Origin of the sequence: Paenibacillus sp. GCM10012306, assembly GCF_042649265.1 — a bacterium.
Classification (GTDB): domain Bacteria; phylum Bacillota; class Bacilli; order Paenibacillales; family Paenibacillaceae; genus Paenibacillus_AQ.
The window spans coordinates 62,864-78,725 of the sequence record NZ_JBHRYW010000016.1 but is presented as its reverse complement, the minus strand read 5'-3'; the positions used below and the strand labels follow the sequence as shown (position 1 = coordinate 78,725).

13 protein-coding genes are annotated in these 15,862 nt (G+C 51.8%); 11 read left to right on the top strand and 2 right to left on the bottom strand.

What is annotated here, in order from left to right; all coding sequences use genetic code 11:
* The 11 genes from ACFORK_RS26070 to ACFORK_RS26020 all read left to right on the top strand — a co-directional run.
* The coding region (locus tag ACFORK_RS26070; RefSeq protein ID WP_379204634.1) for an LPXTG cell wall anchor domain-containing protein at window positions 1–2,381 on the top strand (2,381 nt) is incomplete at its 5' end.
* A gap of 181 nt (window positions 2,382–2,562) precedes the next feature.
* Window positions 2,563–3,507, top strand: a complete 945-nt coding sequence (locus tag ACFORK_RS26065) for an alpha/beta hydrolase (RefSeq protein WP_379204632.1) — start codon at window positions 2,563–2,565, stop codon at window positions 3,505–3,507.
* Between the two features lie 519 nt (window positions 3,508–4,026).
* Window positions 4,027–5,529, top strand: coding sequence for an HD domain-containing phosphohydrolase (locus ACFORK_RS26060; RefSeq protein ID WP_379204630.1), 1,503 nt, complete (start codon window positions 4,027–4,029; stop codon window positions 5,527–5,529).
* A gap of 204 nt (window positions 5,530–5,733) precedes the next feature.
* Window positions 5,734–6,123 carry a NusG domain II-containing protein gene (locus ACFORK_RS26055; RefSeq protein ID WP_379204627.1) on the top strand — a complete coding sequence of 130 codons (390 nt, stop codon included), beginning with the start codon at window positions 5,734–5,736 and terminating at the stop codon, window positions 6,121–6,123.
* Window positions 6,107–6,682: a Gx transporter family protein gene (locus ACFORK_RS26050; protein ID WP_379204625.1), complete on the top strand. Its 576-nt coding sequence runs from the start codon at window positions 6,107–6,109 to the stop codon at window positions 6,680–6,682. The genes ACFORK_RS26055 and ACFORK_RS26050 overlap by 17 nt, the downstream gene beginning before the upstream one ends.
* 5 nt (window positions 6,683–6,687) lie before the next feature.
* Entirely contained in the window at window positions 6,688–7,560 is an 873-nt protein-coding gene (locus ACFORK_RS26045; protein ID WP_379204677.1) for an ATP-binding cassette domain-containing protein, read from the top strand.
* Window positions 7,536–8,438 (top strand): energy-coupling factor transporter ATPase, encoded by a 903-nt coding sequence (locus tag ACFORK_RS26040; RefSeq protein WP_379204623.1) that lies wholly within the window; start codon window positions 7,536–7,538, stop codon window positions 8,436–8,438. The genes ACFORK_RS26045 and ACFORK_RS26040 overlap by 25 nt, the downstream gene beginning before the upstream one ends.
* Entirely contained in the window at window positions 8,425–9,222 is a 798-nt protein-coding gene (locus tag ACFORK_RS26035) for an energy-coupling factor transporter transmembrane component T family protein (RefSeq protein ID WP_379204621.1), read from the top strand. Before ACFORK_RS26040 ends, ACFORK_RS26035 begins: the two co-directional genes overlap by 14 nt.
* Window positions 9,223–9,279: 57 nt before the next feature.
* Window positions 9,280–11,205, top strand: coding sequence for a peptidase U32 family protein (locus tag ACFORK_RS26030; RefSeq protein WP_379204619.1), 1,926 nt, complete (start codon window positions 9,280–9,282; stop codon window positions 11,203–11,205).
* Between the two features lie 211 nt (window positions 11,206–11,416).
* Window positions 11,417–12,703, top strand: a complete 1,287-nt coding sequence (locus tag ACFORK_RS26025) for an aspartate aminotransferase family protein (protein ID WP_379204617.1) — start codon at window positions 11,417–11,419, stop codon at window positions 12,701–12,703.
* Between the two features lie 70 nt (window positions 12,704–12,773).
* The gene (locus tag ACFORK_RS26020) at window positions 12,774–13,658 is read left to right on the top strand and encodes a UbiA-like polyprenyltransferase (protein WP_379204615.1); all 885 of its coding nucleotides are present in this window, start codon (window positions 12,774–12,776) and stop codon (window positions 13,656–13,658) included.
* Window positions 13,659–14,338: 680 nt separating this feature from the next.
* Here the strand turns inward: ACFORK_RS26020 and ACFORK_RS26015 are convergent.
* A complete protein-coding gene (locus ACFORK_RS26015) occupies window positions 14,339–15,319 on the bottom strand; it encodes a polyprenyl synthetase family protein (RefSeq protein WP_379204612.1) in 981 nt (326 codons plus the stop codon).
* Between the two features lie 18 nt (window positions 15,320–15,337).
* Window positions 15,338–15,787 carry a hypothetical protein gene (locus tag ACFORK_RS26010; protein WP_379204610.1) on the bottom strand — a complete coding sequence of 150 codons (450 nt, stop codon included), beginning with the start codon at window positions 15,785–15,787 and terminating at the stop codon, window positions 15,338–15,340.
* Window positions 15,788–15,862: the final 75 nt, after the last annotated feature.

The following is a 15,862-nucleotide window of genomic DNA, read 5'->3' as shown; positions in this document are numbered from 1 at the left end:
CAACACCGACGGCAACGCCAACAGCAACACCGACGGCAACGCCAACAGCAACACCGACGGCAACGCCAACAGCAACACCGACGGCAACGCCAACAGCAACACCGACGGCAACGCCAACAGCGACACCGAAGCCGACGGCAACACCAACGGCTACACCGAAGCCGACAGCAACACCAACGGCAACGCCAACAGCGACACCGAAGCCGACAGCAACACCAACGGCAACACCAACAGCAACGCCGAAGCCGACACCAACGGCAACGCCAACAGCAACACCGACGGCTACACCAACAGCAACGCCGAAGCCGACAGCAACACCGACGGCAACGCCAACACCGACACCAACGGCAACGCCAACAACAACACCGACACCAACGGCAACGCCAACAACAACGCCGAAGCCGACACCAACGGCAACACCGACACCAACGCCAACACCGACAGCGACACCAACGGCAACGCCAACAACAACGCCGAAGCCGACGGCCACGCCAACAGCGACACCTAAGCCAACACCAACACCAACGGCCACGCCAACAGCGACACCGAAGCCGACAGCAACGCCAACGGCTACACCAACGGCCACGCCAACAGCGACACCAACAGCGACACCGACGGCCACGCCAACAGCAACACCGAAGCCGACAGCAACACCGACGGCAACGCCAACAGCGACACCGAAGCCGACAGCAACACCAACACCAACACCAACAGCAACACCAACGGCTACGCCAACACCAACACCAACGGCAACGCCAACACCAACACCAACGGCAACACCAACACCGACACCAACGGCCACACCGACAGCAACGCCGAAGCCGACAGCAACACCGACGGCAACGCCGAAGCCGACTCCAACGGCAACACCGACAGCTACGCCAACGGCAACGCCGACAGCTACGCCAACGGCAACGCCAACAGCAACACCGAAGCCGACAGCAACACCGACGGCAACGCCGACACCAACGGCAACGCCAACACCAACGGCAACACCAACACCAACGCCAACACCAACACCGACACCAACGGCCACACCGACAGCAACGCCGAAGCCGACGGCAACGCCGAAGCCGACTCCAACGGCAACACCGACAGCTACGCCAACGGCAACGCCGACAGCTACGCCAACGGCAACGCCAACAGCAACACCGAAGCCGACAGCAACACCGACGGCAACGCCGACACCAACGGCAACGCCAACACCAACGGCAACACCAACACCAACGCCAACGGCAACGCCGACAGCAACACCGACGGCAACGCCGACACCAACGCCAACGGCAACGCCGACACCAACACCGACGGCAACGCCGACAGCAACACCGACACCAACGCCAACGGCAACGCCGACACCAACACCGACACCAACGGCTACGCCAACACCAACCGCAACACCAACACCGACACCAACGCCAACGGCAACGCCGACACCAACACCGACACCAACGGCAACACCGACACCAACGCCAACGGCAACGCCGACACCAACGGCAACGCCGACACCAACACCGACACCAACGGCAACGCCGACACCAACACCGACATCAACGCCAACACCAACGGCAACAACAACACCGACACCAACGGCAACACCAACACCAACGCCAACGGCAACATCGACACCAACGCCAACAGCAACACCGACGCCAACACCGGAAGTAACGCCGACGCCAACACCGGAAGTAACGCCGACGCCAACGCCGGAAGTAACACCGACGCCAACGCCGGAAGTAACGCCGACGCCAACGCCGGAAGTAACGCCGACGCCAACGCCGGAAGTAACACCGACGCCAACGCCGGAAGTAACACCGACGCCAACGCCGGAAGTAACACCGACGCCAACGCCGGAAGTAACACCGACGCGAACGCCGGAAGTAACGCCAGCGCCAACGCCGGAGGTAACACCCGCGCCAACACCGGAGGTAACGCCGACGCCAACGCCGGAAGTAACACCGGCACCAACATGGACGCCACCACCACCAGTGGTTACTCCACAGCCAAGTCCAACGACTCCACCTGTAATTGGCACAATCGTTGTGGATCGTGATCCGGTACCGGCTGGACCAGTACCGACACCAAAAGCAACGCCGGCACCAACGGCAACACCAACACCAACGCCAGGCAATGATGAAATAATCATTGAAGATGAGCAAGTGCCACTGGCGCCAGCGCCTACGTCCACACCGTCACCTTCGACAAAACCGGCAAAGTCTTCTATCGTTCTGACCAATAATAGAGTTCCGCTGAGTGGTCCGGCTGTAGATAAGCTGCCGAAGACGGGTGAATCGAGTCCTGCGCCGTATTATGTAACCGGGCTAGGTTTAGCCGCTTTGGGATTACTGGTAAGATTCAGATTCTCCAGAAAAAACAAATCTTAATCGACAGACGGGATCATACATTGTTTTACCGTGAATAACAGCAGAGCCGCTTTCGGAATCTTTATTTTCCGCAGAGCGGCTCTTTTTCTATGTTCTCCTACCCTCACTTTGGTCTCTTTACAGGGCATGCTATACTAACTTCATCTGGAAAAATTATGATGTTTGATAGGGGGAATGGAGATTGTCATGGACATTGATTATTGGTGCAGTGATTGTTATCGTTGCAGCGGTAGTGGTATACGCCGGATTCTTTTTCTACGGAGTTGCAGTCAAGCGGGCACCCAAGGATTTTCTGGAAGGCAGTCCTGACCTGAAGGTCGATCCTCCAGTTGCTGGTCCATCCTGGGGCGAGGGGAAAGAATGGGTCTCCCGTCAGACCTTTCAGGACGTCAGCCTTATCACCGAAGATGGACTGGAGTTGAAAGGGTATTTTCTACCTTCGGAGCGTGCGGAGGGACGCACGGCTATTATCGCTCATGGCTATTCTGGTCAGGCCAAAGATATGGGGGTCTACGCCAAGTTCTACTATGAGAATCTTGGCTACAATGTGCTGCTGCCAGATGCCAGAGGGCATGGTGGTAGTGCTGGGGATTATATCGGCTTCGGCTGGCCTGAACGCCGTGATTATTTGCAATGGATCCAATATGTGACGAAGCAGACGGGGCCAAATGCGCAGATTGTTCTGCACGGAGTATCCATGGGCGGAGCAACGGTGCTGATGACATCTGGCGAGGTGCTTCCGCAGCAGGTGAAAGTCATCGTTGCGGATTGTGCCTACAGCTCGGTTACAGCCCAGTTAACATACCAGTTAAAGCGTATGTATAAGCTACCTAGCTTCCCGTTTGTGCAAAGTGCCAGCACAGTGACCCGATTGAAGGCTGGGTATCGGTTCAGTGAAGCTTCAGCGCTCAAACAGGTGCGCAAAGCACAAGTGCCGATTCTCTTCATTCATGGTGATGCCGATAAGTTTGTGCCTTTTGCCATGCTGGATGAGTTGTATGAGGCTTGTCAAAGCCCCAAGGAGAAATTTGTTGTTCCGGGGGCCGGTCATGGACTGGCCTATGATACGAACAAGGAGGCTTATAAAGCGAAGGTCGCTGGATTTGTAACCCGTTATGTACGTTGAGAGAAGGAAGAGGCGGATTGCTTAGAAAATGTCCTGGAACGTAGACGGCGCCCGATATCCGCGAAGAGCGGTTATCGGGCGCCTAATTTTTTCCACACATGGCCAGTGTTCCTGAGCAAGAGGGACTATGTACCATGCATCTCGTTATATTTATCCCCTGCCGTCGTGAGCAACGGGGTCATTATTCCTTGTTATTTCCAGCAGCCGTATGGCGAGAGTAATCCTTCCAAAACGACAAAAGCCCTACCTCTCTTTTGTCCTTGCGGCTCCGCGGCCGCGCCAGTGTGAATCGGAATGCTATGTTTGAATTTCATCTCATAAAAAGGAAGAGTTCTCCAAGAAAACGTAAGAGATTGTGTCCAAAATGCCGATAATAATAATGTAAGCAACGATCGGCCTGACATCTTCTTGATGGGGATACATATAGCGACAATCAAATATTATTAAATCTTAGCATATAAATACAAATAAAGCAAATAAGTCACTGACATCATGGGAAGACAGGGATCGGAGGAACAGATGATTATATATAAGGCGTTTTTAAGGAAACAGATCCGAAACTACTTGTTCGGTTCTGTTGTCGCTGTGCTCGCAGTGGGTAGTGTGCTACTGATCTCATCTCTGGAGCTGTCCGTACTGGAGTATGGCCGCCTTTTTTTGGTCTTGCTATTTTCCTTTCTGGTGATGTCCCTACTAGAGATCAGCTTGTTCTTGAAGCACGTCAAGCCTATTCGCACCGCGCTGAGAACACCTGAACCTACCCTGGAACTGCTGGAGAAGGCTTATCAGTATGCGCATCGCTTGCCCAAGCATGCTGTTTACCGGATTCTTGGCCCTCATTTGTTTGGAATGGCGGTACCCGCGATTCTGATGACCTATTGGATGATTCGTGCCGATCTCGTCAGTCTGCCGTACTCCTTTCTCTATCAAGCCGCAACGGGTGCAGTGTTGATTGCCTGCATGCACGCTTTGATTGAGTTTTTTCTGGCCTGTTCTGCAGTTATTCCTTTAATCAAGGAATTCCGGAATCGGGCGCTTGAACGTTACAGTGTGGACTTCTCGCTTGAAGGCTATGTTTTTGTTCCGATCGGACCCAAGTTCATGATCAGTTGCATGCTGATCGGCACCTTTCCACTGGCGCTATTCATTATGGCGACCAAAGTGCGGCTTCATGATGTTGCGCTTAGCAGAACCGGATTTCAGAATTTCTGGGGCTGGGCGGGAATGGTGTTGTTCATTGGCACCGCGTTCTCTTCCATTGCTGCATGGTTGCTGACAAGAAGTGTACAGCATCCTATTAATGAATTGTACAAGGCGACCAACAACGTTAAGGATGGACAGCTGCTACAGATTCAGGATGAATACTCCGATGAATTCTCCAAGCTGGTTGCCGGGTTCAATATGATGGTGCGCGGCTTGCAGGCCCGGGAAGAGCAGAACAGACAACTGCTGGATAGCTACTTTACCACCTTGGCCGTAGCGCTGGATGCCAGGGACCCTTACACAGCCGGACATTCCCTGCGGGTAGCCGAGTTTTCGGTTATCATTGGAGGGTTGGCTGGGCTCACGGGTGAGGAACTCGACAATCTGCGCAAATCGGCGTTGCTGCATGATATCGGCAAAATCGGTGTGCGAGACAGTGTCTTATTTAAAGAAGGCAAACTTACAGATGAAGAGTTCGATCAGATCAAGGCCCACCCTGTGTTAGGGGAGAACATACTACGGCAGATTGAGCCTTTGGAGAAAATGACTCCTTATCTAGGTGGCGTGAGATCCCATCATGAACGTTATGATGGCAAAGGCTACCCGGATGGGCTAGTCGGACAGGACATTCCGTTGTATGGAAGAATTATTGCTGTAGCTGATGCTTACGATGCGATGACCTCAGATCGACCTTACCGCAAGGGAATGGACCCCGAGCAGGCGCTAGGTATTTTGGAACAGGGGAGAGGCACCCAGTGGGACCCTGTTTTTGCTGGATTATTCCTGGCGTATTCTCGAGAAAATAGCAAGCTTATATAAACGGATTATCCCGCTAAAATGGGATAATCCGTTTTCTCGAAAGAAGGGACGATCCGTTTTTGCGAAGACGTGAAAGGTTCGTGCCTATTTTGTGAAATTAGGCACTTAAAGGTGACAATAAACGCCTACATTCATTGAAGGATTGATAGAGGACCGTTATAATTAATAAGTCCGGATTTTAATTAAAAAATAAGGGAGAATTTTATGAAACGCGCAGATGTATGGCTGATTTCCATCGTTCTGGTGGCTGCGCTCGCTTTTCTCGTACCGCGTTGGTTTTCAAGTGACGAGAGTAAAGGTGGGATTGGCGACAACCTTGTGGCCAATGTAACGGTGGACGGAAAATTATTTAAAACAGTCAAGCTTACTAAAGAAGAGCAAACCATTGATATCCGCACGGATCGGGGTTACAACATTTTGAAGGTGCATGACCATGGCATAGAAATGTACGATGCCGACTGCCCTGATAAGGTATGTCTCGGTTTCGGAAGAATTACCCGGCCCAAGCAAACGATTGTCTGCCTGCCGCACCGGGTGCTGGTGGAGATCGCTAGTGTATCGGGGGAGGATGAAGTAGATGGGTATGTCCAGTAGTGAATCAGCTACGGCGCTGAAAAGAACGGTCATTATCGCAATCTTTGCTGCAGTGGCTGTAGTGCTAAGTCTGGTTGAGGCCCAAATTCCGCTGTCAGGTATGGGGTTGGTACCTGGTGCTAAGCTGGGTCTGGCTAATATCATGATATTGACCTGTATTTTCTTTTTGCGCGGACGCGATGCCTTCCTGCTCGTTGTTCTGAAGACGCTGCTTACCGCATTCATTCTAGGTACCTTTTCTAGTTTATTGTTCAGTTTGTTTGGATCGTTGTTCAGTTTCGTAGTGATGTTCCTGCTGATGCTGATTGGCGGGAAGCAGCTTAGTCTGATCGGCATCAGCATTGCCGGCGGGGTCGCCCACAATATCGGACAGCTGCTGGCAGCGTCGATGGTCTTTGCTTCACTGAGCATATTCTACTATTTGCCGATGCTGCTCATTACAGGGGTGGTTACAGGGGTGGCGGTAGGATTCGCTGTTCGGTATTTGGTCACCTCGCTGTCCAAAATCTCGTTGTTCGAAGAATTCCTGGACGATCCGGGAGACGCGGCGAAAGGATGACTAACATGAAGGAAGCGCATGAGGAACAACCTAACGGAACTCAAGCAGGACAAGTGGTAATCGCGCTGGATGATGTCTCATTCGGCTATGGCCCAGAGCATCCGATTCTGCAAAATATATCGTTCACCATTCCCCAAGGACAGTGGGTAAGCATCGTCGGCCCCAACGGCTGCGGCAAATCTTCGCTGGTGAAGCTCTTTAATGCTCTGCTTCCTGCAGGGGCGGGAGAGATTACCGTCTGCGGAATGAAGCTTGAAGAGGCATCGATTGGTCCCATCCGGCAGAGTATCGGCATGGTCTTCCAGAATCCCGATAACCAGTTCATCGGGGCTACTGTAGAGGAAGATATTCTCTTTGGCCTGGAAGGACTTTGTCTATCCTACGAAGAGATGGAGAGCCGTCTGCGGATCTATTCGGAGCGGTTAGGGATTGCCCATCTGCTAGCCAAGCATCCCGGGGAGCTGTCAGGAGGCCAGAAGCAGCGTGTCGCCATCGCTTCCATTCTTGCAATGGAGCCAGGCATCGTCATCTTTGACGAGGCCTCTTCTATGTTGGATGAGGGGAGTAGGGATGAACTGCTTGGCATCCTGAAGGGGATGCATGCCGAAGGCAGATATACTCTCCTGATGATTACGCATGATGCCGATGAGATTCTGGCTTCGGAGCGGGTGCTTGCTCTTCACGGAGGCGGCCTGGCTGCGGATGTGACACCAGCCGAGCTGTTTCGCAACGAGGCGCTGCTGGAGAGATGTCATCTGCGCGCGCCATACGCATGGCGGCTGGCAGGCGAGCTGGAGGAGCACGGGATTCAAGTGAACGTTCCCGGCAGTGAAAAGGAGCTTATAGAGACGTTATGGCCATACAATTACAGCAAGTAAGCTACACCTATGCCGACCGGAGCCTGTGGAAACAGACGGCGCTGCATGATATTAATCTGAGCATTCCGCAAGGCTCTATTGTGGGAATCGCCGGGGCGACAGGCTCTGGCAAGTCCACGCTGCTCCAGTTGTTCAACGGCATCCTGAAGCCATCGGAGGGCACTGTATCGGTGCTGGATGTAACGATTCGTGCTGGGGAGAAGTCGCCCCGGCTGCTACCGCTGCGCCGCCGCGTAGGACTGGTCTTTCAATTCCCGGAGCAGCAGATGTTTGAGGAGACGGTAGAGAAGGATCTTTGCTTCGGTCCACTGAACTTTGGAATGAGTCCGGAAGACGCAAAGGCGCGTGCGCGCAAGGCGATGCAGGACATGGGGCTGGATCTGGACCTTCTGGCGCGCAATCCGTTCAAGCTCAGCGGGGGCCAGATGCGCAAGGCAGCGATCGCCTCTGTACTGGCGATGGACCCTGATATTGTAGTGCTGGATGAGCCGACAGCCACTCTTGATCCTATCAGCCGAACAGAGCTGATCTCGCTGCTGGAACGGCTGTGCCGGGAGCAGGGCCGGACGGTGGTTATTGTGACCCACCGAATGGATGAGCTGCTGCCAGTGGCGGATAGCTGGATCGTGTTAAAGGAAGGGCGTACAGCCTTCCAGGGCAGCGCCAGTGATCTTGCCAAGGATCCAGCCATCTTAGAAAAATGTGGTCTTACGGTACCGCAGTCGCTCCGTTACTGGCGGGCAGTCGCTGACCGATTGGGGTTAGAGGACGAGGTGCCTCGACTGACAGCAGAAGGTCTTGCTAAGCTTATAGCCTCACTGCGTACAGAAGGCAAGATCCTTGGCGAGTCTGGCGGAAAGAGGGATGACCATGAATGAGAGGCTGCTGCTGGGCCGCAGCATTGAGACTGGCTCATGGGTACACAAGCTGGATGCCAGGTCCAAAATTACCGGGATGATGCTTTATGTAGCCGTCATTCTGCTATCCCGTTCCTGGATGGCGATGGCACTGCTGGCGGTATTCTCGGTGGCGGTCATGGCTTCGACCCGAATCCCGCTCAAGTATTTCCTTAAAGCAGCTAAGCCGCTGCGCTATCTGATGCTATTTATTTTTATCGTACAGGTTATATCCATAAAAGAAGGAGCAGTGTGGCTGTCCATCGGTTCTTGGGGCTTGTATGAAGACGGGCTCCGTCTGGGGGCTTTCTCGGTGATCCGTATGTTCTTCCTGATTACCTTTACGGCGCTGCTGACCTTCACGACAACCCCGGGCAAGCTTAATCAGGGCCTGGAGGGGATTCTGTCACCGTTCAAAAAAATCGGGCTAAAGCCGGACCGCATTACGCTGATGATCGATATCTCGCTGCGGTTCATTCCAACGATTCTCGATGAATCCCAGACCATTATGAAGGCACAGGCTTCACGCGGTGCTGATCTGAAGGAACTGCCTTTGAAAGAAAAAGGGCGGATGCTGGTGTCGCTGCTTGTTCCCGTGATCGCCAGTGCCTTTCGCCGCGCACAGGATCTGGTTTACTCCATGGAGGCTCGTGGTTTCCGTATGGATGCGCCGCGTAGCCGGTATCACCGCCCGATATGGGGCGGGGCCGATACTGTTTTTATACTAATGTTTGTCGTAATGGGCGTTGCAGTAGCTTGGCTATAGCGGCGTTCTTGGCGGCAATGCATTTATAGAGCAAGATCAACTTGGGAGGGAACAACTATGGCACGTTATTTTAATGGTAGAGAGATTGAATTGCTCGCGCCGGCAGGCACCTTCGAAATTTTTAAGGAAGTCGTTCAGTCTGGCTGCGATGCTGTCTATTTGGGCGGCCCTGTTCTTAATATGAGAATGATGCGCAAGGGATACAACCTGTCGCATGAAGAGATCGTAGAGGCGCTGGATATCGCCCATCGTCTGGACAAAAAAGTATATATTACAGTAAACAACCTGTTTAGCGAAGAGGATGTGGAGGAAGCCCGCGAGTATCTGCGTTTTCTGGATAGCGTTCGTCCCGACGCCTTAATCGTACAGGATATGTCGGTGCTGGAATTGATCCGCGAGATGGGGCTGGGCCTTACGGTTCACTCTTCGGTCATGATGAATGTGCACAATCTGGAGATGATTTACGCACTCCGTGATCTTGGTGTCACCAGAGTTGTTACTTCACGGGAAATGGATCTGCAGACTGCCAAGCTGCTGGGCCAGCGGAGTGGAATGGAACTGGAATACTTCATGCATGGCGATATGTGCTCTGTTCACGGAGCGAATTGTTACTTCAGCTCCCAGGTGTTCGGCATGAGCAGCAACCGGGGCAAATGTATGAAGCCGTGCCGCTGGGACTACCGGGTGAAGAAGGATGGCTATATCTTCCCTGCGGAATATCCGCTGGCCGTCAAAGATATGTATATGTATGAGCACATCCCTGAACTCATCGAATCGGGTATTACCTCCTTCAAGATCGAAGGCCGGATGCGTGATAAGGAGTTCATGGTAACGTTGGTGAACAGCTATGGTGATGCGATTGACCGGTACATCGATGATCCTGTAGGTTTTGAACGCACAGTGGATTCGAAGCTGCTCTATCAGAACCGCAAGCGTGATTTCTCTACAGCCTATGCCTTTGGGAAACCTGGCTTGTCCAATATTAATAAACGTTATGAAGGAACAGGCAAATTCTACAGCACCGGTAAAGTATTCAGCACACCGACGGCAGAGCGTGAACTGTCCGAAGAACGTGTTACAGTACTCCGGGAGCGGATGGCACAAGCTGGACAGAAGAGGCAGAGCAAACCGGAACTTGCAGTACGAGTCAATAACATGGAGCAGGCGAGAATGGTGCTTGCGCAGGGCGTAGACATTCTGTATCTTCCTGGAGATGTATTTGAACCAGATCGTCCGTTCACGAAGCGTGATATACAGGAGCTAGGAGCATTGAAAGGCGATACAAAAATCTATCTGGGCATGCCGCGCATGATGACTGAGCTGCATTTTGACCAATATGATCAGCTGTTAAACGGTGAACGCCTGCCGATCGACGGACTGCTCGTAACCAATCTCGGAGCAATCCGCCGGTACAAAACCACTGGCTACGCAATGATCGGTGACAGCAATCTGAATGTATACAATCATCTATCTGCCGGATTTTATGCCGGATATGGCTTGGAAAAGCTTACGGTATCGCCGGAGATGACCCTGGAGCATTTCACCAGCTTTGTCGCCCGCTACGAGCAGCCACTGGAAGTGGTCGTGCATGGTACACCAGCATTGATGTATATGGATCATGATCTCTATGAGAATACAGAAGTTATGGAGCCGATTGCTCAGGAAGACAACCTGTATGTAAGCAATGACGTACTAGTACTCAAAACTGACAAAGGCGAGAATCCGGTCTATCGCGACCAGCATGGACGCTGTCATCTGTTGTTCGCCAAAGAGCTGTGTTACCTGCCGATGCTTCAAGAGTTGAGCGGGCTGGGGATCGGTACTTTCCGAATCGAAGGAGCCACGTATACGGTGGAGCAACTGCGTGACATTATTATTTCGTATCAACATGCGATACAAGGGATGAACCAGAACGACGAGCTGCTCTGTGGCTTGAAGCCTGTCTATGCAGGTTATACTTTAGGAGCCTTGCAATTTAATTAAAATTTTAAATAAGTAGGGTTTGGGGAAAATAGCGGAATTTACTGAGCTATATTGTTATTTTTTTCACAAAGTATTTAAAATATTCATCAATCCTACGGTAATATACGTTAAAATGAAGATAACATGCAGGAATGAGTGAAGAAAGAAATTTAAAGCTTCGCCCGCGTGAACAGCTCAGACTTACAAGCATCAGAAAGAGAGGGAACCCGCTATGGAACAAGGCAATTTTATTGGAAGAGAAGCAGTAGTGTCCAAACGCAAGCAATACTTTTATCCTTGCACAGCGCATTTTTATCGCGATTCTCCACAGATCGTACGGGGGAATATGCAGTTTGTTTATGATGAAAAGGGTAAGGAGTACACAGATTTCTTCGCTGGTGTCTCTGTAGTGGCTTGCGGTCACTGTAATCCGGCGATTACCGAACGGACGATAGCTCAGCTTCAGCAGCTACAACATACAACAACGATCTATCTAACGCAGCCAGCTGTAGATCTGGCGGAGCGACTGGAGGAAGTGCTGCCGGGTGGATTGCGCCGGACCTTCTTCGTCAACAGCGGATCAGAGGCTAATGAGGGAGCGTTGCTCTTGGCCCGGATGCACACCGGACGCAAAGGCTTTATTGCCCTCGAAAGCGGCCTGCATGGACGAACTAACCTGACGATGAGTGTGACAGGGCTGCCCATGTGGCGAACGGATCGTTATCTCGATGAGGATGTTACGTTTATCGAACGGCCCTATCATCCGGAGCTGACGCTGGAAGAGGCGGCAGAGATTTCGCTGAAGAGTCTGGCACGTGTGCTGGAGGAAAAAGGAGATACTATCGCCGCACTGATCGCTGAGCCGATCCAGGGTAACGGGGGCATGATCATGCCGGTCTCCTGGTATTTCCGTGAGGTGAAGGCGCTGCTGGATCAATACGGTGTGCTGCTGATTGCCGATGAGATTCAGACTGGTTTTGGGCGAACCGGCGCCATGTTTGCGATGGAGCACTTTGGTGTTGTGCCGGATATCATCAGCATGGCCAAAGCGCTTGGTAACGGCGTGCCGGTTGCGGCTTTCGCCACCACGGATGAGATTGCACTCTCGCTGAACCGCCCATCTGCCTCCACCTTTGGGGGAAATCCGGTATCAGCTGTTACAGCCCTCGCTGTTCTTGATTATATCCGTACTGAGGGGCTTCAAGAGCGTGCAGCCTCACTCGGCTCTCACCTGAAGGCAGGCCTTACGTCGCTACAAGAACGTTACCCGGCGTTGATCTCTGATGTACGGGGAACCGGCTTTATGCTGGGTGCAGAGCTTACAGGGGCCGATGCGGCTGCTGCTGCGACCTTAACGGACGATATTTTGGAAGAGATGAAGGATCGTGGTTATCTAATCGGCAAGAACGGAATCAACCGCAATGTGCTGGCTTTTCAGCCGCCGCTTATCGTTACAGCCGAAGACATTGATGGTATGATTACAGTATTGGATGAGGTGCTGCGGCAAGTCTCGAAGTAAATGTGAGCAACGGGGTAGACCCGTGAGCGATGCCGCGTGCAACAGGAAACGAAGAAAGAGGAATCATGCTATGGTGATATTCAATGCTTTTAAGAATGCTGCTCTAAAAATAAAAATGTTCGGCGAATTGGTCATGTTCTCCCATACGCTGTTCTCGCTGCCGTTTGCCATCATCTCTATGGTCTGGGCAGCAGGCGGCTGGCCATCCGGCCGGGTCATGCTCTGGGGACTGATCGCTCTGATCGGCGCCCGCAATGGTGCGAATGCATTCAATCGGCTGGCTGACCGCGCTTTTGACAAAGCTAACCCGCGCACAGCGCACCGTCATTTGCCACAGCGACTATTGGTCGAGAAAGAAGTCATTCTGTTCATCATTATCAACTATGCCATCTTTATTGTGGCTTCTGGGATGCTGAATTTGCTCTGCCTGGTGCTTTCACCGGTAGCTATTCTGCTAATCTCCTCGTACTCGTATACGAAGCGCTTTACGTTCCTGAGCCATCTGTACCTGGGATTTGTGATTGCCTCGGCTCCAATCGGCGCTTGGTTCGCCGTGACAGGCAATATTGCCTTCACCCCATTCGTTATTGGAACGGTAGTCATGCTGTGGATTGCTGGCTTTGACATTATTTACGGCACGCAGGATATTGAATTTGACCGCCGGCATGGACTGTGGTCCATTCCTAGCTTTTTCGGCCTGGAGAATGCTCTACGCATCGCCCAGGGGCTGCACTTTATCATGATTATGCTGTTGCTCTTCTTGTACGTATGGCGTGATCTAGGCTGGATCTATCTGCTCGGGATTGGCATAGCGACGGTTCTGCTAATGACCGAACACAAGATCATCAAGCCCTCGAATCGCAAATTGATGAAGGTGGCTTCGTATAATCTGAATCAGGTGATCAGTATGGTGATCTTGCTGTGTACACTGGTGGATTATTTTTACGTTAGCTGAGTGGAAGGTTAGGTAAGGTAAAGTGAAAGGTTAGGTAAGCTAAGCGCGACTGCGGGGAGTATTGGAATTAGTGCTATATTGAGTGGATTGGGCTTAATGCTATAGTGAGTCCATCGCTATTACTCGTAGTATGAATGAACCTCGTATTATGAATAAGAGAGAGTAACAGAACTTTGAATGAGGCTGAGTAACAGGAAATTTTCCTGTTAAATCGAAGGGAAACAGATCATGGGGATGAATAACGGGAATTTATCCAGTTGTTTTGTTAGATTAGCCTCTGTTTAGCTTGAAATTCAAAGATTAACAGGATAAATTCCTGTTAATCTTTTTCTTTTGGTGTTAGAGGATCGAATAACTGGAGATTTTCCAGTTAATTAGAGTGAGTGGGTCGCTAGCGAAGGAGAGCATGAGTAGTTAAGCATAAGAGTAATTAAATCTATGAGTAATTAAGTTAATCTTGTGAAGCAGCAGCTTACCGTGTACAGAGGATCGTTAAAGTTGGGGGGGGGGGGGTACAAGATCAAATTAGTTACAAGATCAAATTAGTTATAAGTCCAAAAACAACGGCAAGTGGCTTCTACACGCAAGATCAAGACATAACAAAACAAGCCTCTACAACCACGCTAAGGTGGGAGTAGAGGCTTGTTTGATTCTGGCGGGGGTGTCGAGAACCCCCGCCGCTAATGGTCACGCGCTGAGAAGTATTCCAGCAAGGTGACCAGGTCGTTATGCGCCGGGTAGGATGACAGCTGCTGGATAATGGCAGCAGCTTGGTCCAGGTAATCCCGGCTGACCTGTTCAGCCCGCAGCAGCGCATCGCTGCGGGTGATGAGGCCCAGTACATGAGTGATCTCGGCATCCGATGAATCGGGGCCGATCTTGCGGATGGCCGGGGCCAACTCAGGGTCCTGCAGGGCGAATAGCACCGGCAGTGTGACTTGGCCATGGCGGAGGTCACTGCCGGCCGGCTTGCCGAGTATCTCCGCAGACTGCGTGAAATCCAGCAGATCATCCTGGATCTGAAAGGACATGCCCAGCGCTTCACCGAAGTTGTACAGCAGGTTTGCGACCTCTGTTGTGCTTTCGGATGACAAGGCACCGACGCGCAGGCATGTAGCCATCAGTAGCGCAGTTTTGTTGCGCGACTTCTCCAGGTATTGCTCCATGGTAAAGTCGTAATCATAAGCATGTTCTAACTGCTGGTACTCGCCCAGGCAGAGCTGAGCGGTGGCGACAGCAGATAGATCATGAACATAATGATTTTTGTCTCCGGTGTATTTGCTTAACAGCTCGATGACCCGAGCAGACATGTAATTCCCGATATGTACGGCGGAACCTACGCCGGTTGTGACATGTAGTGCAGGTCTGCCGCGCCGAACTTCTGCATCGTCAATAATGTCATCATGAATCAAGGAGGCGGCGTGAATGAATTCCGCGGCTGCGGATAGCTGGAGAGCTCTGCGCCCGGGAAGCTTTCGGCCAAAACGGCTCCCGACGATGACCATCAACGGCCTAAGCCGTTTACCGCCAGACCCGACTAATTGCAGAATGCCTTGGGCAAGCTGCGAATTCTTGGGCACATCCTTGTCACGCGCCACCAGATTCTCGATCTCCCGATTTATTTCCTTCAGGTCGATGTTCAAGGCTTCATGCAGCTTCATCTTAATGATCCCCACCTGTCAAATGGCTTTGCTAGTGCGTCCCTGTTGTCTTTGTTCCCTGATCAGGAACTCCTCCATTATAACAGCCAGATTCTCTTCCGCGAAGTTTCCATTTGCCCGTCTAATCTGCATTTTTTTGATTGAAGGAGCCAAATAAGCAACGAGATCCAGTTCGCGGGTTTTCACCGCAAATTGCAAGTAAAAGCTATATAAATAGTCTCCATCCAAAATGTTGCGGGTAAGGTCGGGATGATGTGGTACACATTCCATATGGCGTTTTGCAGCCAGGGTGAGAATGGTGTAAATGCCCAGCAAATGAACTTTGCGGTTGTATTCCAAATCATGGCGTTCCAGTACCGGGAGCAGTTGCTCACATTCCACCGGAGAGAGATGAAGCTGAATTCCGGCGATTGGCGACATGTCAGCCTGAAGCAACCGGAAGGTCTCTTGAGCAAGTTGATTATTCACAAGAATCTCTCCTTCTTGTCGGTTTTGCTGGAAGGAACCATTCCCGATCATCCCTACAAAACCACTCGTAAATAA

Coding starts and splice junctions, on each gene's coding strand:
- ACFORK_RS26060 (WP_379204630.1), top strand. CDS start 4,027: ATGATTATATATAAGGCGTTTTTAAGGAAACAGATCCGAAACTACTTG.
- ACFORK_RS26055 (WP_379204627.1), top strand. CDS start 5,734: ATGAAACGCGCAGATGTATGGCTGATTTCCATCGTTCTGGTGGCTGCG.
- ACFORK_RS26050 (WP_379204625.1), top strand. CDS start 6,107: ATGGGTATGTCCAGTAGTGAATCAGCTACGGCGCTGAAAAGAACGGTC.
- ACFORK_RS26045 (WP_379204677.1), top strand. CDS start 6,688: ATGAAGGAAGCGCATGAGGAACAACCTAACGGAACTCAAGCAGGACAA.
- ACFORK_RS26040 (WP_379204623.1), top strand. CDS start 7,536: ATGGCCATACAATTACAGCAAGTAAGCTACACCTATGCCGACCGGAGC.
- ACFORK_RS26035 (WP_379204621.1), top strand. CDS start 8,425: ATGACCATGAATGAGAGGCTGCTGCTGGGCCGCAGCATTGAGACTGGC.
- ACFORK_RS26030 (WP_379204619.1), top strand. CDS start 9,280: ATGGCACGTTATTTTAATGGTAGAGAGATTGAATTGCTCGCGCCGGCA.
- ACFORK_RS26025 (WP_379204617.1), top strand. CDS start 11,417: ATGGAACAAGGCAATTTTATTGGAAGAGAAGCAGTAGTGTCCAAACGC.
- ACFORK_RS26020 (WP_379204615.1), top strand. CDS start 12,774: ATGGTGATATTCAATGCTTTTAAGAATGCTGCTCTAAAAATAAAAATG.
- ACFORK_RS26015 (WP_379204612.1), bottom strand. CDS start 15,319: ATGAAGCTGCATGAAGCCTTGAACATCGACCTGAAGGAAATAAATCGG.